Genomic DNA, 17,860 nt, shown 5'->3' with positions numbered 1-17,860 from the left:
GAGGGGCCACCCGTGGACCGGTCGGTCGGCAGGAGGACGGGGATGGCGCGCGAGGCACTGAGGACGGCCGCGGGGCTGGTGGGGCTCGCGATGGGGCTTGCCGCGTGCGGCGGGGGCGGCGATTCCGGCTCTGGCTCCGAGCCGGCCGGCCCGCCCAGGAACGGCGGGACGCTGCGGATCATCGGCTCGTCCGACGTCGAACACCTCGACACCTCCAGCGCCAACAGCACCGGCTCGACCGGCCTCAACCGCACGTACGCGCGGACCCTCTTCGGGACCCGGGCCGGCAACGACTTCAAAGAGACCGTGCCGGTGCAGGCCGACGTCGCCGCCAATGTGCCCACCAAAGAGAACGGTGGCATCGGCAAGGACGGCCGCACGTACACGATGAAGCTGCGCAAGGGTGTCCGTTGGAACACCCGCCCGGCGCGCCCGGTCGTCGCCGCCGACTTCGTCCGGGGCCTCAAGCGGCTGTGCAACCCCGCCTCTCCGGCGGGCGGCCTCACCTACTACGTGTCCACGATCCGCGGGATGGACGACTACTGCCGCGGCTTCGCCAAGGTGAACGCCAAGGACGCCACCGCGCTCGCCGCCTACCAGAACAAGCACACCATCCCAGGCGTGCAGGCGAAGGGCGACGACACCCTCGTTTTCAAGCTGCGGCAACCGGCGAGCGACTTCCTCAATCTGCTGACGCTGCAATTCACCGCCGCGGCCCCCAAGGAATACGACGAGTACGTCCCGGACAGCCCCGAGTTCCGGCAGCACACCATCTCCAATGGCCCGTACCAGATCACGTCCTACAAGCCCGGCCTCTCCTACGTGCTGAGCCACAACCCGGCCTGGCGGCAGGAGACCGACCCGCTGCGCGAACGCCATGTCGAGAAGATCCGGCTCACCCTCGGGCAGGAGTCGCCCGACGCCGTCCAGCAGCAACTCGAACAGGGCACCGCCGACCTTTCGTGGGACCAGCCGGTGCCGGTCACCGCGATCGCCCGGTTGCGCCGGACCCAGGACGAACGATTCGCCATCCGCGACACTCCCAGCAGCAGCCCGTACCTGGTCTTCAACACACGCGGCCGGACGGGCGGCGGCGCGCTGGCCAAGCGCGAGGTACGGCAGGCCCTCCAGTACGCGGTCGACCGGACGGCGCTCATCAAGATCGTCGGCGGCCCGGAGGTGGCGGAGCCACTGCACACCATCATCCCGCCAGGGAACGCCGGCTACTTCGCCTCCAATCGCTACGCCACGGCAAGCGAAGGTGGTGACCCTGTCAGGTGCCGACTGCTGCTCGCCAAGGCGGGTGCGCCCAAAGACCTGACGTTGAAGTTCCCCTACCGCGTCCAGGGCTCTCATAAGCGGATCGCCGAATCCATCAAGGAGAACCTCGGCGCCTGTGGAGTGAAGGCCAAGCTCATCCCCGACACGGGCGGCAACTACTACGGCACGACGCTCGCCGACCCGGCCAAGGCCCGTGAAGGTGTCTGGGACATCGCGGCCCCTGGCTGGACACCCGACTGGTACGGCAACAACGGTCGTTCGCTCATCCAGCCGCTGTTCGACGGCCGCACGTACGGCCCGAATTCCACCAACTTCGGCGGCTACGACAACCCGCAGGTCAACGCCCTCATCGACAGCGCCCTCACGGCCCCGGACCAGAGCCGCGCCGCCGGCTACTGGCAGCTCGCCGACCAGAAGATCATGGAGGACGCCGCCGTCATCCCGCTCCTCAACCGGGCCCTCCCGATCTTCCACTCCGCCCGCGTGCGAGGCGCCCGCTACCTCCCGACCTCGACCACCTACGACTACACCCGCCTCTGGCTCTCCCCCTGACCCCCCACGCGCTCCCAGATCACCACCACCCAAACCGCAACTCACGCAGCCACGACGGCCTCACGCCAGCACGGCAGCCGTGGCCCACGCCAATACGAGGCCCTGGTTCGCGCCAGCACGAGACCGTGGCTCACGTCGGAGTGGCGGACGCGACTCACTACGGCGTGGCGGACGTGGTCCTTCGGCGGGTGATCGTCGGGTACGGCGGCGGGTCCTGGGGCCGGGATCGCCGGTGGGCCGGGAGCATGGGGCGACTGCGCGTAGGGTGATCTGGTGAGGGCTAGTGAGCTCCGGGCGATCCTGGGCGGCCGGGATTTCCGGCGGCTCTATGCGACGCGCCTGATCTCGCAGCTCACCGACGGCGTGTTCCAGGTGGCCCTGGCCGGATGGGTCTTCTTCTCACCCGAACGGCAGACCTCGGCGGGCAAGGCGGCCGCCGCGTTCGCCGTGACGTTGCTGCCCTACTCGGCGCTCGGCCCGTTCGCCGGGGTCTTCATCGACCGGTGGCAGCGGCGCCAGATCCTGGTGTGGACTCCGATCCTGCGGGCGCTGATGGTGATCGGCGTCGCCGCGCTGGTGGCGTCCGGCGACGACGGCATTCCCTTCTTCCTGGGCGTCCTGCTCGTGCTGGGGGTCAACCGGTTCTTCCTCGCGGCGCTGTCCGCGGCCCTTCCGCATGTGGTGCGCCGCGAGCACCTGGTGACCGCCAACGCGTTCGCGGTCACCTCGGGGACGATCGTGGCGTTCATCGGCGCGGGCGGCGGCTACCTGCTGCGGCAGGTGTTCGGCGCGGGTCACAACGGCACCGCGCTGATCCTGCTCTGCGCGTCCGGGCTCTTCCTGCTCGCGGGGGTCGTCGCGACGAGCCTGCCGCGCCGCGTGCTGGGTCCGCACCTGGAAGAGGCGGCGGCGCAGACGCGCGACGCGCTGGGGAACGTGCTGCACGGCCTCGCGGACGGCGCGAGGCACATCCGGGAACGGCCGTCGGCGGCCCTGGCCCTCGGAGCGATCTCGTTCCACCGGTTCACCTACGGCGTCATCCTGATCATGACTCTGCTGCTGTGCCGCAACCACTTCACCACCGACGCCGACACCGGGCTCAGCAAGTTCGCGATGATGCTCGGGGTCTCCGGCGGCGGCTACTTCCTGGCCGCGGTGATCACCCCGCTGGTCGTGCGGCGGATCAGCAAGCAGGCCTGGATCGCCTCGCTGCTGGCCGCGGGATCGGGCGGCCTGCTGGTGCTCGGCATGCCGTTCACCGAGCCCGCCTGGGCGGCCGGGGCCTTCGCGCTGGGCGTGGTGTCGCAGGGCGTCAAGCTCTGCGTCGACACGATCCTCCAGGAGACGATCGACGACGCCTATCGCGGCCGGGTCTTCGCCGTGTACGACATGCTCTTCAACGCGGCGTTCGCGGCGGCTGCCGCGGCGGCGGCCACCTGGCTCCCGGCCGACGGCGTCTCGCACGCGACCCTGGCCCTGGTCATCGCCGCGTACGCCCTCGGCGCCACCGTTTACTGGGCCGCGACGACCCGTCTCACCCGCCCGCACCCAGCCGCCATGCGCTGACGGGCCTCAGTTCGGGGCGCCGCCATGCGTTGCCAACGCTTCACGCCAGAGTGCCGCCATGCGGTGACAATCCCTCAGTCTGGAGTGCCGCTACGCGTTGGCAACGCCTCGGGCCAAAGTGCCGGTACGCGTTAACAACGCGTCAGTTCGGGGTGAGGTGCGGCCGCAGGTACTTCGCGGTCAGGCTCTCCGGGGTGGCCGCCACGTCCGCCGGAGTGCCGTGGGCCACGACCCGGCCGCCCTCGTCGCCGCCACCCGGACCAAGGTCGATCACATGGTCGGCCGCCGCCACCACGTCCAGATCGTGCTCCACGACGACCACTGTGCTGCCGCCGTCGACCAGGGCGTGGAGCTGGTGCATCAGCACCTCTGTGTCCGCCGGGTGCAGGCCTGTCGTGGGCTCGTCCAGCAGGTAGAGGACGCCGGAACGCCTCGTGCGCTGCAATTCGGTGGCCAGCTTGATCCGTTGTGCCTCGCCTCCGGAGAGCTCGGTGGCAGGCTGCCCCAGGCGGAGATAGCCGAGGCCGACCTCGCGCAGCGTTCGGAGTGAACGGGCAGCGGGCGGGACGTCGGCGAGGAATCCGACCGCCTCGTCCACGGTCATGTCGAGCACGCCCGCGATGTTCACGTCCCGATTGGTGATTTCCAGGGTGGACGGGTTGTAGCGGGCGCCATGACAGTCCGGGCAGGGTGCGTACGTCGTCGGCAGGAAGAGCAGCTCCACCGACACGTAGCCTTCGCCCTGGCAGGTCTCGCAACGCCCGCCGACCACGTTGAACGAGAAACGTCCGGCGTCATAGCCGCGCTCTCTGGCCTCGTCCGTGGCGGCGAACAGCTTGCGCACCGAGTCGAAGAGCCCGGTGTAGGTGGCCAGGTTGGAACGCGGCGTACGGCCGATGGGCTTCTGGTCCACGCGCACGACGCGTTCGACCGCGTCCCCTTCGGCGGCGGCCTCGGCCAGGACGTCGAGCAGGGTCGACTTGCCGGAGCCCGAGACGCCGGTGATCGCGGTGAAGGCGCCCAGCGACACGGACGCGTCGAGGCCGCGGAGGTTGTGGCGGGTCACGCCGCGGAGCTTCAGCCATCCGGAGGGGGAACGGGGCGTTCGGGGCGAGCGGGTGGCTTCGCCAAAGAGATGGCGGCGCGTGGCAGAGGCTTCCACGTCGTGCAGGCCCTCGACGGGGCCGCTGTAGAGAATCTGGCCGCCGTGCACTCCCGCCTCTGGGCCGACGTCCACGATCCAGTCGGCCCTGCGGACCACGTCGAGATCGTGTTCGACCATGAAGACCGTGTTGCCCGTGGCCTTGAGACGCCGGAGGACCGACATCAGCGCTTCGGCGTCGGCCGGATGCAGGCCCGCGGACGGCTCGTCCAGCACGTACACCACCCCGAAGAGACCAGAGCGCAACTGCGTGGCCAAACGCAGCCGCTGGAGCTCACCGGCCGAGAGCGTGGGGCTGGACCGATCGGTGCTCAGATAGCCGAGGCCCAGTTCCACCAGCACCTGGATGCGGGCGATCAGGTCCTCGGACAGCAGAGCCGCCGGGCCGCCGCCGCCCTCGTCCGCGTACGGCCGGAGGAGGTCCGCGAGCGCCGTGAGGGGCAGGCCCGTGAGCTCGGAGATCGTACGACCGGCGAACGTGACCGCCAGCGCCTCGGGTCTGAGGCGGCGCCCTCCGCAGACCGGGCATACCGTGCTCACCAGGAATTCCGCCGCCTTCTTGCGCCGGCTCTCGCTCTTGGACTCGGCGTACGCGCGCAGGACGAGCCGCTTGGCGCTGGAGTAGGTGCCCTGGTACGGCCGGTGGATGCGGTGGGCCTCGCGTACGGGATGCACGGTGACGACGGGTTGTTCGTCGGTGAAGAGGATCCAGTCGCGCTGTTCCTGCGGGAGCTCACGCCAGGGTCGGTCGATGTCGTAGCCAAGCGTGGCCAGGATGTCGCGAAGGTTCTTGCCTTGCCACGCACCCGGCCAGGAGGCGACGGCGCCCTCGCGAATGCTCAACGAAGGGTCGGGGACAAGCGAGCCTTCGGTGACGTCGTGAACCACGCCGAGGCCATGGCAGTTCGGGCAGGCGCCTACAGGGGTGTTGGGAGAGAACGAGTCGGAGTCGAGACGTTCGGCGCCCGGCGGGTAGTCGCCCGCGCGGGAGAGCAACATTCGCAGTGAGTTGGACAGGGTGGTGACGGTCCCGACGGACGACCGCGAGGACGGCACCGAACGGCGCTGCTCCAGGGCCACGGCGGGCGGCAGGCCGGTGATCTCGTCCACGTCGGGCGCGCCGACCTGGTGGACGAGGCGGCGGGCGTACGGCGCGACGGACTCCAGGAACCGGCGCTGCGCCTCGGCGTACAGCGTGCCGAACGCCAGCGAGGACTTCCCCGACCCGGACACCCCGGTGAACGCCACGAGCGCGTCACGCGGGATGGCGACGTCCACGCCGCGCAGATTGTGCACCCGCGCCCCGCGCACCCGTACGAACGGATCGTCCGCCCCGGCGCCGTACTCGCCGTCCGCACCGGCGCGGTACCCGCCTTCCGCACCGGCGCCGTGCTCGGTGCCCTGCTCGGCGTCCGTTCCGCCCTCCATGATCCCAAGTTACAGGCCGGTCCTGGCATGACAGGTGGCGGTGTACGGTGACCGAAAATGCCACGGCGTTGGACGGAACGAGATGAGCGAGCAGGCGGTTTCCGGCGATGTGCGCGCCGATCTGGACGTCCAACTGGAGCAGTACCGGCGGGAACTGACCGGCTACTGCTACCGCATGCTGGGTTCGGCCTTCGAAGCCGAGGACGCCGTCCAGGAGACGATGGTGCGCGCGTGGCGATCCCTCGATCGGTTCGAGGGGCGGTCGTCGCTCCGCTCGTGGCTGTACCGCATCGCCACCAACGTGTGCATGGACCTGCTGGCGCACCGGCAGCGGCGGGCGCGCCCGATGGACCTCTCCCCGCCGCTCTCCGGCGCGACCGACCCGGGTGAGCCCCTGGAGGCGGGCCACTGGATCGAGCCGATGCCGGACGATCGGATCGCCTCCGCCGGCTCGCTGAACGGTGATCCCGCCGACACGGCCGTGAGCCGCGAGTCCGTCCGGCTGGCCTTCGTCGCCGCGCTGCAATATCTCGCGCCCAAGCAGCGGACCGTCCTGCTCCTGCGGGAACTGCTGGGACTGTCCGCGCGTGAGATCGCCGAACTGCTGGGCGGCAACAGCGTCGCGTCCATCAACAGCGCCCTGCAGCGCGCTCGCGCCACGATGGCGGCCCGCCAGCAGCCGGTCTCCCCCGGGCAGGCGCGGCCCGCCTCCGGACCGGTGCAGTCCGCCTCCAGGCAGGCGCGGTCCGCCCCGGGGCCGGCGCAATCCGAGGCGCTCGCCGATGATCTACAGAACGCGCTGGCCGAACGGTACGCTGACGCCTTCGAACGCTTCGACATGGAAGCGCTGACCCTGCTCCTGCACGTGGACGCGACGCTTTCCCTGCCCCCGCACCCGGTGTGGCTCAAGGGATCGGACGACATCCAGGCCTGGCTGCTGGGGCCCGGAGTGGGCTGCCGGGGGTCGCGGTTGATCCGGACCATGGCCAACGGCTCCCCGGCGTTCGGGCAGTACCGGCCGAGCGCCTCCGGCCACGGCTACGAGCCGTTCTCCCTCCAGGTCCTGGAGATCGCCTCCGACCGCGTCGTGGCCATCAACTCGTTCCGGGACACCGACCGGCTCTTCCCGCTGTTCGGGCTGCCGAGCCGGGTGGACGCCTGATCCGCCTGATCCGCTCTCTCAGCGGATCAGGCCCCCTGCGAGACGCGGTCCCTCAGAGGGATTCGGCGGCGGCGTACATGGCCTCGGTGATGTGGCCGATCTCGTCCTCGGAGCAGACGTACGGCGGCATGGTGTAGATCAGCTTGCCGAACGGCCGCAACCAGACGCCGTGCTCCATCACGAGCTTCTGGATCGCGGGAACGTCCACCGGCTCACGCGCCTCGATGACGCCGATCGCGCCCAGCACCCGGACGTCGGCGACCCCCGGAAGCTCCCGGGCGTCCTCCAGACCGGCCGTGAGCAGGGCCTCGATGGTGTCGACCTCCTCGCGCCAGTCGCGGGAGAGCAGGAGGTCGATGGAGGCGTTCGCGACCGCGGCGGCCAGCGGATTGGCCATGTACGTCGGGCCGTGCATGAGCACGCCCGTTCCCGCGTCCCGCGCCTCGCCCGCGGCGATCCCCGCGGCCACCCGATCGGTGCACAGTGTCGCGGCCATGGTCATGTATCCGCCGGTGAGGGCCTTGCCCACGCACATGATGTCCGGCGCGACCTCGGCGTGGTCGCAGCCCCAGAGCTCGCCCGTCCGGCCGAACCCGGTGGCGATCTCGTCGAGGATGAGCAGCAGGCCGTGCTCGTCGGCCAGCTCGCGCAGCGCCCGCAGGTACTCGGGCGCGTAGAAGCGCATGCCGCCCGCGCCCTGGGCGATGGGCTCGGCGATGATCGCGGCGAGCTCGCCCGCGTGGGCGGCCACCAGGTCGGCCAGGCCGCTCAGGTACGCCTCGTCCGGCTCGGCCTGGTAACCGATCGGCGGCTCCGGGGCGAACACGTGCTGCGGCAGGACGTCGGCGAAGAGATGATGCATGCCGTTCACCGGGTCGCAGACGGCCATGTCGCCGAACGTGTCGCCGTGGTAGCCGCCGCGCACCGTCAGCAGGCGATGCCGTTCGGGGCGGCCCTGCGACCGCCAGTACTGCAGCGCCATCTTGATCGCGACCTCGACGGCGACCGAGCCGGAGTCGGCGAAGAACACCTTGGTGAGCGGCTCCGGGCTGAGGTCGACGAGCCGCTGCGCCAGCCGGATCGCCGTCGGGTGCGTCAGCCCGCCGAACATCACGTGCGCCATCTTGCCCAGCTGGCGCGTGACGGCGGCGTTCAGCTCCGGGTGGTCGTACCCGTGGACGGCCGCCCACCACGACGACATGCCGTCGATCAGCTCGCTGCCGTCCGCCAAGGTCAGGTGGACGCCCGACGCCGAGACCACGAGCTCGGCGGGGTAGGCGGCGGGCATCGGCGCGTACGGATGCCACACGTGCTCACGGTCGTAGGCCAGCAGGCGCTCGGTCTCCTGCGGGCTCATCCGGCCGAGCCTGACCTGGATCATGATTCCTCGCCCCCGGCCGCGGAAGCCTCGTCCCCGGAGGCAGGAGCCCCGCCCCCGGACGCGGCGGCGCCGCCCCCGGACGCAGGAGCGCCGCTCTTGGACGCAGGGGCTCCGCTCTCGGCGTCGCCGGAGGTCGGGCCTGCGGTCGGAGCGCCCGTCGGTGCGCCGGGCGGTGCACCGGACGGATCGAGGATCCCTCGTTCGATGGCCCACCGGCGGAGCTCCGCCATGGCGGCCTCCTTGCCGATGGGGCCGCGGTCGAGGCGATATTCGAGCATGTAGCGGTAGGCCTTGCCGACGAGGGGGCTCGGCTTGATGCCAAGGATCTCCTGGATCTCGTTGCCGTCGACCTCCGGGCGGATCGAGGCGAGTTCCTCCTCCTCGGAGAGCCGCGCGATCCGGGCCTCGAGATCGTCGTAGGTGCGGCGCAACCGGTCGGCCTTGCGCTTGTTGCGGGTCGTGCAGTCGGCCCGGGTCAGTTTGTGCAGGCGCGACAGCAGCGGCCCGGCGTCGCGCACGTACCGGCGCACGGCCGAGTCGGTCCACTCGCCCGTGCCATAACCGTGGAAGCGGAGGTGAAGCTCGACCAGCCGCGACACGTCGGCGACGACGTCCTTGGGATAGCGGAGCTCGGTGAGCCGCTTGCGGGTCATCTTGGCGCCCACGACCTCGTGGTGGTGGAACGACACCCGCCCGCCGGCCTCGAACTTCCGGGTCCTGGGCTTGCCGATGTCGTGCAGCAACGCCGCCAGCCGCAGGACGAGGTCCGGCCCGTCCTCCTCCTGCGCGATCGCCTGTTCGAGAACGATCAGCGAGTGCTCGTAGACGTCCTTGTGCCGGTGGTGCTCGTCGATCTCCAGCCGCAGTTTGGGCAGCTCGGGCAGCACCTGCGCGGCCAGGCCGGTGTCGACCAGCAGGGCCAGGCCCTCGCGCGGGTACGCGCCGCAGATCAACTTCGACAGCTCGTCCCGGACGCGTTCGGCCGAGACGATCTCGATCCGGCCCGCCATGCCGGTCATCGCCTCGACGACGTCGGGCGCCACGGTGAAGCCGAGCTGGGAGGCGAACCGCGCCGCCCGCATCATCCGCAGCGGATCGTCGGTGAACGAGTCCTCGGCGCGGCCCGGCGTCCGCATCACCTTGCGCTGAAGGTCGGTCAGCCCGCCGAACGGGTCGACGAACTCGTGCCCCGGCAGCCGCGCCGCCATGGCGTTGACCGCGAAGTCGCGGCGGCGCAGGTCCTCGACGAGCGAGGTGCCGTACTCGACCTCCGGCTTGCGCGACTTGGGATCGTACGACTCGCTGCGGTAGGTCGTGATCTCCAGCTCGTAGCCGTTCTTGCGGAGGCCCACCGTCCCGAACTCGATGCCGATCGTCCAGATCGAGTCGGCCCAGCCGCCGCCGATGATCTCCAGGATCCGGTCCGGCGGCGCGTCGGTGGTCAGGTCGACGTCCTTGCCCGGACGGCGCAGCAACGCGTCCCGGACCGGCCCGCCGACCAGGGCCAGCTCGTGCCCGGCCGCCGCGAACCGCTCGCCGAGCTCGTCGGCGACGGGCGCGACGCGGCGCAGCAGCTCGGCGATCGCGACGCGCTGCGACTGCGGCTGCTGCGGAGCCCGCGGCTCGGCCGGCTCCTGCGGTTCAGGGTTGGGATTCTCTTCAGGCACGACCATCGAGCGTATTTCCTTGCTGGGCGGCTGACAAAGGACTTTGGACGGATCCCGGCCGCGAAGAAAGGGAAGAGGCCTCTTCACACGTCGAGATCCCCGAGTTACGTTCTGGACACCCCGAAGAGGACGCTCGCGCGACCGCCGGTCGGACCTTTCCGCACGACCAACGGTAGCGGGGAGCGGCGGGGCGATCGTCATCGCACGGGCCCACGGCGTAACTGGAGGGTGCGGCGGCCACAGCGGCCCCGGCAGTCACGCGGGACGCACGGCGAGGATAAAGACCGGCACCGTGGGTATGTGGGGAGATCCCACCGGCAGTGCGGGATACGGGGCGACAAGGGTCACATTCGGGGGTGTGCGGGGGCTTCCCCGCAGGACGGAGCTGAAGTGATGAAGGACGCTCTCACCATCCACCGCGCGCTCCTCGAACGGGAGACGCTGCATGAAATCGTGCGGCTCCCCCTCGCGATCGCCCACGCCGACGAGCTGCCCGAGGCACTCGGGCTGCCGGCGGGCCGGTGCCTGGTGACGCGCGTCTACGCCTGTAACAACGTCCACCGGGGCGAACGTTTCCTGGTGGGGGTGATCGTCCCGGCCGGGGTGCGGCCGCCGACCGAGCGGGTGCGCCTGGCCGTCGGCGCGCGGCTGATCCGGTCGGCCCGGCCCGACCTGGTCAACGCCGTCACCGAGTACGCGGCGGGCCTGGTGTGCCCGTTGCTCCTGCCGGAGTCGATGCCGGTGCTGATCGACGAGGAGACCATCGGCGGGCTGCCGGTCGACGACGTGGTCTACACGGCGACCGGCGAGGCCTCCACCGCCCTCGGGATCCGGGCCCTCGACCTGTTCGCGCTCAGCGGGGCCAAACCCGTCGACCTGAGAACCGGCAGGCCGGTCGACCTGAGCCTGAGCACCGGCCGGACGGCCGGGGGCCGGACCGCCGAGCCCGCGACGGGCGGGCGGGTCCCGCTGAGCTTCCTGGGCACCCGGCGAGGCCGTCGCTGATCTTGCGGATCGGACGGCCGCCCCAGCACCGGCCCCCTGTCCGATCCGCGGCCGTACCAGGACCGGATTCCTGTCCGACCTCATGGCCGCACCAGCGCCGGACCCCGTCCGATCCCGCGGCCGGATCAGGACCGGATCCCCGCCCGATCTCGCGGCCGCACCAGCATCGGATGCACTGTGAGATCCGTATCGGATGGCGTAATTGATCTACGGAGGGTGGCCGGGGAGGTCTGGCGGCACCTGTGTCACGGCTAACATCGAGGCCGTGATGCGGGAATACGACGCCCGCTGCCCTCAGGCAGAGCCGCGGCGGCCCCAGCCGGCGGCCGGCAGCCTTGGGGTGGACGGCCTGGAGGCTGGTGGCCCTTGGGTGGGCATGGCGTGAGCACGTCCAAACGCGTAGCCGCGCTTACCGCCGCCGTGTCCTGCATCATGGCGTCGGCGCCACCGGTCCTGGCCGACCCTCGCGATCGCAACGCGGCGCACACGTCCCGGCAGGCCCACGCCCAGAGCCACGCGCAGGCCCGCGACCAGGTCTCCCTCGTCTTGACGAACGTGTCGCCCAAGTCCGCCGGTCCGACGGGCATCAAGTCGAGTGTCCGGATCTCCGGGACCGTGCAGAACCGTTCCGGCGCGGCGATCAACGGATTGTCGGTGCGGTTCCGTTACGCGAGCAGCCACGTCACCAGCCGGGGGCAGCTGGCGCAGCTCGCCGCGAGCGCACCGGCCTCCGTCCTGCCAGGTGTCCCGACGGGAAGCACCAGCAACAAGGCACTCCCGCAAGCGGCGGTGGCCAACGGCAAGCAGGCTTTCTCGGTCGGCTTCACGACTCGCGGGATGCAGCTGAAGAACTTCGGCGTGTATCCGATCGGTGTCGAGGTGTACGACGCCACCGGCCGGGTCGTCGGCGGCCAGACGACCTTCATCACGTATGTTCCGGCCGGCCCGCCGCCCTTCAAGCCGGTGAAGGTCGCGTGGGTGTGGCCGATCGTCAGCGGGATCCACCGCGCCAACGACGACACCTTCATCGACGACCAGCTGGCGAAGGAGGTCGGCCCGGCCGGGCGGCTGACCGGGCTGGTCAAGGCGGCAGCCGACAGCGGTACACCGGTGACCTGGGCGATCGACCCGGCCGTGCTGGACGACGCGCAGGCCATGAACGTCAAGGGCGGCTACTCGCTGAAGCTGGGCAGCAAGCGGGCCTCCAAGAAGCCCCAGAACGCCGCCGGGGTCAACTGGGCGAGGGCGTTGAAGGACGCCTCGAGGTCCGAGCCGTTCTTCAACCTGCCGTACGCCGACCCCGACGCCGTGGCGCTCGTCCGGTACAAGCTGGGCGCCCACCTCAACACCGCGTACAAGAGCTCCGGCGACGTCACCAGTGCGGCCCTCCAGCGCCAGCCGGACCTTCAGATGGCCTGGCCTCCGTCCGGCGCCGCCGGGCGTGGCACGCTCAGCCAGCTCGCCAAGTCGGGAAAGCTGTCCCGCAAGGGCGGCTCGTTCCTGATGAGCAGCCGCGAGTTCGCCCCGCAGACCTCGACGCCGAGCGCCACGACGACCCTGCCGGCCGACCAGGGCGGCATGCGGGCCGTCGTCTACGACGAGACGCTCAGCGACATCATCAGCGCCGACAGCCGGTCCCCGGGGGCGGCCACGCTGGTCGAGCAGCGGTTTCTGGCCGAGACCGCGATGATCACCGCGGAGGCGCCGCTGACGCGGCGCACGCTGGTCGTCGCCCCCAACCGGCGCTGGGACCCGGGCCCCGGGCTGGCCGCCAAGCTGCTGGCGTACTCGGCCGGGTCCGCGTGGCTCGACGAGCGGACGAGCGTCGGCCAGATCGCCCGCGCGCAGCCCACCGACCGGTCCTACCAGGGCTATTCCGATGCGTACGAGCGGTACGAGCTCGGCAAGAACTACCTGGCCGCGGTGCAGGCCATCGCCAAGCGCGCCGGGACCTTCCGCGGCATCCTCGACCCGCCGGTCAACCTCTATGAACGCAGCATCCTGCGCATGGAGTCGTCGTACTGGCGCAGCCGCTACTCACGCTCGGTGCGGGCACGCGAAGAGCTGAAGGACGAGCTCAAGAACGACATGGACGGGCTCCACGTCGTCATACCGAAGAACAAGCGGATCCTGCTCGCCGGCAAGTCGGGGCGGACCGCCGTCACCATCGCCAACGACCTGAGCGGGCAGAAGGTCAAGTTCCGGATCGTCGTCACCTCGCAGAGCGCCGGTCTGAAGATCGGCAAGCTCGAACCCGAGGACCAGCGGGTGATCGAGTTGAATCCGGGCGAGAAGCGCCAGATCCGTATTCCCCTCCAGGCGTCGGGCAACGGCAACTTCGGGATGGTCGTGCAGTTGATGACGCCCCAGGGCGAGCTGGGCAAGGTGTACGGGGAGCCCGCGGGCATCACGGTCCGGAGCACGCAGTACGGCAGGGTGGCCTTGCTCATCACGGGCGGCTCACTTGCCGTACTCTTCGTGGGCGTCGGAGTGCGGGCCATGCGAGCAAGGCGCCGCCGGAAAGCGGAGGCAGCCGGTGACGGGTCGACCGGAGTGGGACCAGCAGGGACGGCCGGAGCGCAGGGGCCAGGGTTCCCCGGCAACGGGTCCGGGTACCCCGCCGAGTCCGCATTCCCCAGCGGGCCCGAGTTCCCCGGCGGGACAGGACTCCACGGCGGGCCCGGGGCAGGGTCCTGGTTCGAGACAGAGTCCGGGGCCGGCGGGGAGACCGTATCCAGGTTCGACGGCGGGGCCGGGTTCACCGGCGGGTCGTCCGCGTCCAGCGGGACATCCGGGCCAGGCGGGACATCCGGGCCAGGCGGGGCAACCGGGCCAGGCGGGGCAACCGGGTTCGGCGGGGCGGCCGATGCCTCCGAGGACCGGGCCGGGCTCACCGGGGGCGGTTCCTCCGGGGACGGGCCGTCCGCCCTCGGCCGGTGGGATGGAGACCCGAGTTGACCTGCCGGCGGCCGTCGCGGGTTCCGGAGCCCAGCAGACTCGGGTAGACCTCCCCGCAGGCGCCCCAGGCCCGGGCGTGCCGACCGTACCTGACGCACCCGGCGGGCCCGGCGGCGAGCCGCCGTCCGACAAGGGTTCCTCGGGGCTGCTGCGGTCCGGGGCGATCATGGCCGTCGGGACGCTGGCGTCCCGCGTCACCGGCTTCCTGCGCACCGCCATGCTGGTGGCCGCCCTCGGCACCGGCGCGGTCGCGGACGCCTACAACACCGCCAACACCGTCCCGTTCATCGTCTATGACCTGCTGCTCGGCGGGATCCTCACCGCCGTCGTCGTGCCGCTGATCGTCCGCGCGCGGGAACGCGACAGCGAGTACGGCGCGCAGTACGAGCAGCGGCTGTTCACGCTGGCGGTGCTCGGGCTGTCGGTGATCACGGCGATCGCGGTGCTGCTCGGGCCGGTCTTCATGAGCATCTACGGCGGCAGCATGAAGGGCGACCAGCGCGATCTGGCGGTGCTCTTCGCCCGGCTGTTCGCGGTGCAGATCTTCTTCCTCGGCGTGAGCGCGTTCTCCGGCGCGATCCTCAACACCCGCAAGCGCTTCGCCGCGCCGATGTGGGCGCCGGTGCTCAACAACATCGTCATCTGCTGCACGGCGGCCGCGTTCCTGCTGGTCAGCTCCGGCAAGGTGACGCCCGAGTCGATCTCGTCCGGGCAGATCACGCTGCTGGCGGCGGGCACGATCGGCGGCATGGCGCTGCAGACGCTGGCGCTGTGGCCGTCGCTGCGCGGCTCGGGGTTCCGCTGGCGGCCCCGGCTCGACTTCCGCAAGGGCGAGCTGGGGCAGATGGGCCGGATGGCCATCTGGACGCTCGCGTACGTGGTGATCACGCAGGTCGGCTTCGCGGTGACCACCCGGCTCGCGAACGCCGCGGGCGTGGCCGGCCGCCAGGAGGGCATCGGGGACGTCGGCTACACCCCGTACTTCAACGCCTACCAGCTCTTCCAGCTCCCGTACGCGATCATCGGCGTCTCGGTGATCACGGCGCTGCTGCCGCGGATGAGCGAGCACGCGGCGGCCGGACGGATGATCGAGCTCCGGGACGACTTCTCCAACGGGCTGCGCCTGTGCTCGGCGGTGATCCTTCCGGCGGCGGCGCTGATGGCCGTCCTGGCCCCCGAGATCACCACGGTGCTCTTCGCCCACGGCAACACCAGCGAGCGCGACGCCCTCGTGATCGCCAACGTCCTGCGCGCGTTCGCGATCGCGCTCGTCCCGTTCGCCGCGTACCAGCTCATGCTGCGGGTCTTCTACTCGATGCAGGACACCCGCACGCCCACGTTCATCAGCGTCGGCGTCGTCGCGACCAACATCGTGTCGTCGATCGCGATGTACAACCTGCTGCCCACCAACAAGATCATCGTAGGTATCGCCGGCGGTTTCGCGGTCGCGCAGACGGTCGGCGCGATCGTCGGCTGGGCGATCCTGCGCGGCCGCCTCGGCGGCATGGACGGCCGCCGCGTCTTCACGACCTACCTCAAGCTCGCGGTGGCGATCTGGCCGCTCATCGGCTTCGCGTACGCGACTCATGCGATCATCGACGCCACGCTGGGCCTCGGGTTGCTGCCCGGCCTGCTCGCCCTGGTTCTCGGCAGTGCCGGCGGCGGCCTGCTCTATCTGGTCTTCGCGAAGCTGCTGCGCGTCGGCGAGGTGCAGTCCATGATCTCCATGGTGGCCGGCCGCCTGCCCGGCCGCGGCTGACACCGGCGGGACGGCCGTGCCAGGAGTGCCGTGAGGGTAAATCGTGGCAAAGTGCACGGCACGCGCCGCGATAAGGCAACCACCGATCCGTGTAAGCACTACCATGTTGGGGACTACGGCTTGCGGGGCGACACCCTGGGGAACGCAAAGAGGAGGGTCGGAGGCGTAAGCTGCCACGCCACGAACATGGGACTTTTGCGCAGGACGTTGCCGTGAGCACGTCAGTCATCGAGCCCGGCACTCGTCTCGCCGGCCGCTACCGTCTTGAAGATCGCATCAGCGACTCGGGCGGATCCACGCTCTGGAAGGCCATCGACGAGATCCTGGCTCGCGCCGTGGCCGTCCGGACCTTCGAACCCGACTTCCCCCGCATCGCCGAGGTCGTCACCTCCGCCCGCGCCGCCAGCCGGCTCACCGACCCCCGCCTCACGCAGGTCTTCGACGCCGACGACAGCGGCGAGAACGCCTATGTCGTCAGCGAATGGGTCGTCGGCGAGACGCTCGAGCAGATGCTCACCAAAGCGCCACTGGAGCCTGGCCGCGCCGCCACGTTGCTGTACGAGGCGGCCGAGGCGATGTCCACCGCGCACGCCGCGGGCCTGGCGCACCTCTGCCTGACGCCCCGCGACCTGGTCTGGACGACCGGCGGCACCGTCAAGCTCCTCGGCATCGCCACCGACGCCGTCCTGGCCGACTGCTACGCCGAAGATCCGGCCGCCGAAGACGTCCGCGGGCTGGGCGGCATGCTCTACGCCGCCCTCACCGCCCACTGGCCCGGCGCCGCCGACCTTTCCGGCCTCCCCGCCGCACCCGAGACCGACGGCGTCCCCCATGCCCCGCGCCAGGTCCAGGCCGGCATCTCCCACCCGCTGAACGCGATCGCCTGCCGTGCCCTGGGCATCGAGGTCCCCGGCCAGAGCCCGATCGCGACCCCGGCCGAGCTGGCCCAGGCCCTTCGCGGCGTACCCCGTACGCCCCTCCCGCTCTTCGCCGGCCTGGCCGCCGCCCAGCCGCCGCCCGCCCCGGCGCGCCCGGCCCCCACTCCGGCCCCGGCGCCGCCGCCCCAACCTCCGCAGCCGCGCCGCCCCGCGTCTCATCGCGCCCAGCCGCAGCCGCAGCCGACGCAGCACCAGAGCATCCCCTCCGCGCCGACGGCCGCGCACACCGCCCGCAAGCCGATCAGCCGCGGCCTCATGGGCATCGGCGCCGCGGCCCTCACCGTCATCCTCGGGCTGGGCATCTGGGCGGTCTCCAACATGGGCGACGACAAGGGCGGCAACACCGACAACGCCGGCGTCACCAACGGCGGCAAGAAGTCCGAACGCGCCCGCCCCACCGCCACCAAGCTCGACGTCGTCAGCGCCAAGGGCGTCGAGGAACGCTGGCTGGGCGGGTCTGACTCCTCCATCGGCAAGAACGCCAGCACGGTCCATGACGGAGCCATGAAGCCCGTCTGGCAGTCGCAGACCTACAACGACGCCAAGTTCGGCAACCTTGAGAAAGGCCTCGGCGTTCTGCTCGACATGGGCGCACCGGTCAAGATCTCCAAGGTCGAGGTGAACACTCCCGAGGGCGGCGCCACGATCCAGCTTCGGGTCGGCGACTCCGAGTCGGTCACGTCGATGGAGCCCGCGGCCAAGAAGGTCAGTAGCGCCGACGGTTTCAGCTTCAACATCGCCTCCACAGGCGAAGTGCGCGGCCGCTATGTGGTCGTGTGGTTCACCGAGCTCCCGCCCTCGCGCAAGGCCAGGCTCGGCGAGATCACCGTCTACGGCTCCAAGGCTTAAGCACCACCGCACGGCGGTCCGACCGCACGTTGCCGGGTGTTCGGGGGCGGTGCCACGCCGCGTGCGGGGTGTCCCTCGCCACATGCGGACGGGCTTGTGGACGTCGTGATCGACGTAACATCTACGCCGCGAATGGGTGGGCGGCCAGATGA

The 17,860-nt window shown here is 70.8% G+C and carries 10 protein-coding genes; 7 read left to right on the top strand and 3 right to left on the bottom strand.

Annotation, left to right across the window (positions count from 1 at the left end; genetic code table 11):
- Positions 1–42 precede the first annotated feature (42 nt).
- Both ACGFNU_RS03710 and ACGFNU_RS03705 read left to right on the top strand, forming a co-directional pair.
- A complete protein-coding gene (locus ACGFNU_RS03710) occupies positions 43–1,833 on the top strand; it encodes an ABC transporter substrate-binding protein (protein WP_392589857.1) in 1,791 nt (596 codons plus the stop codon).
- Positions 1,834–2,106: 273 nt separating this feature from the next.
- Positions 2,107–3,399 carry an MFS transporter gene (locus ACGFNU_RS03705; protein ID WP_392589856.1) on the top strand — a complete coding sequence of 431 codons (1,293 nt, stop codon included), beginning with the start codon at positions 2,107–2,109 and terminating at the stop codon, positions 3,397–3,399.
- Between the two features lie 142 nt (positions 3,400–3,541).
- Here the strand turns inward: ACGFNU_RS03705 and ACGFNU_RS03700 are convergent, their stop codons facing one another.
- Positions 3,542–5,857, bottom strand: coding sequence for an ATP-binding cassette domain-containing protein (locus ACGFNU_RS03700; RefSeq protein ID WP_392590993.1), 2,316 nt, complete (start codon positions 5,855–5,857; stop codon positions 3,542–3,544).
- Between the two features lie 214 nt (positions 5,858–6,071).
- Here ACGFNU_RS03700 and ACGFNU_RS03695 point away from each other — a divergent pair, with 214 nt between their 5' ends.
- A complete protein-coding gene (locus ACGFNU_RS03695) occupies positions 6,072–7,151 on the top strand; it encodes a sigma-70 family RNA polymerase sigma factor (protein WP_392589854.1) in 1,080 nt (359 codons plus the stop codon).
- 52 nt (positions 7,152–7,203) lie between these two features.
- Here the strand turns inward: ACGFNU_RS03695 and ACGFNU_RS03690 are convergent, their stop codons facing one another.
- Together ACGFNU_RS03690 and ACGFNU_RS03685 are read right to left on the bottom strand one after the other, a co-directional pair.
- Complete coding sequence (locus ACGFNU_RS03690) at positions 7,204–8,532, bottom strand: adenosylmethionine--8-amino-7-oxononanoate transaminase (RefSeq protein ID WP_392589852.1); 1,329 nt, start codon at positions 8,530–8,532, stop codon at positions 7,204–7,206.
- Positions 8,529–10,199 (bottom strand): CCA tRNA nucleotidyltransferase, encoded by a 1,671-nt coding sequence (locus tag ACGFNU_RS03685; protein ID WP_392589850.1) that lies wholly within the window; start codon positions 10,197–10,199, stop codon positions 8,529–8,531. Before ACGFNU_RS03685 ends, ACGFNU_RS03690 begins: the two co-directional genes overlap by 4 nt.
- A gap of 393 nt (positions 10,200–10,592) precedes the next feature.
- Between ACGFNU_RS03685 and ACGFNU_RS03680 the strand changes: the two genes are divergently transcribed.
- The 4 genes from ACGFNU_RS03680 to ACGFNU_RS03665 all read left to right on the top strand — a co-directional run bounded on the left by ACGFNU_RS03680 (position 10,593) and on the right by ACGFNU_RS03665 (position 17,708).
- Entirely contained in the window at positions 10,593–11,204 is a 612-nt protein-coding gene (locus ACGFNU_RS03680) for an aminoacyl-tRNA deacylase (protein WP_392589848.1), read from the top strand.
- A 381-nt stretch (positions 11,205–11,585) separates the two neighbouring features.
- A complete protein-coding gene (locus ACGFNU_RS03675) occupies positions 11,586–14,162 on the top strand; it encodes a DUF6049 family protein (protein WP_392589846.1) in 2,577 nt (858 codons plus the stop codon).
- Positions 14,163–14,238: 76 nt separating this feature from the next.
- The gene (gene murJ, locus ACGFNU_RS03670) at positions 14,239–15,921 is read left to right on the top strand and encodes a murein biosynthesis integral membrane protein MurJ (RefSeq protein WP_392589844.1); all 1,683 of its coding nucleotides are present in this window, start codon (positions 14,239–14,241) and stop codon (positions 15,919–15,921) included.
- A 212-nt stretch (positions 15,922–16,133) separates the two neighbouring features.
- Positions 16,134–17,708, top strand: coding sequence for a protein kinase family protein (locus ACGFNU_RS03665; protein ID WP_392589842.1), 1,575 nt, complete (start codon positions 16,134–16,136; stop codon positions 17,706–17,708).
- Positions 17,709–17,860: the final 152 nt, after the last annotated feature.

The organism is Spirillospora sp. NPDC048911 (genome assembly GCF_043198015.1).
Classification (GTDB): domain Bacteria; phylum Actinomycetota; class Actinomycetes; order Streptosporangiales; family Streptosporangiaceae; genus Spirillospora.
This window is presented reverse-complemented; position numbering and strand designations above follow the sequence as displayed.

Bases quoted from the DNA above. Each gene is read 5' to 3' on its own strand.
- ACGFNU_RS03710 (WP_392589857.1), top strand. From the start codon at position 43: ATGGCGCGCGAGGCACTGAGGACGGCCGCGGGGCTGGTGGGGCTCGCG.
- ACGFNU_RS03695 (WP_392589854.1), top strand. From the start codon at position 6,072: ATGAGCGAGCAGGCGGTTTCCGGCGATGTGCGCGCCGATCTGGACGTC.
- ACGFNU_RS03690 (WP_392589852.1), bottom strand. From the start codon at position 8,532: ATGATCCAGGTCAGGCTCGGCCGGATGAGCCCGCAGGAGACCGAGCGC.
- ACGFNU_RS03680 (WP_392589848.1), top strand. From the start codon at position 10,593: ATGAAGGACGCTCTCACCATCCACCGCGCGCTCCTCGAACGGGAGACG.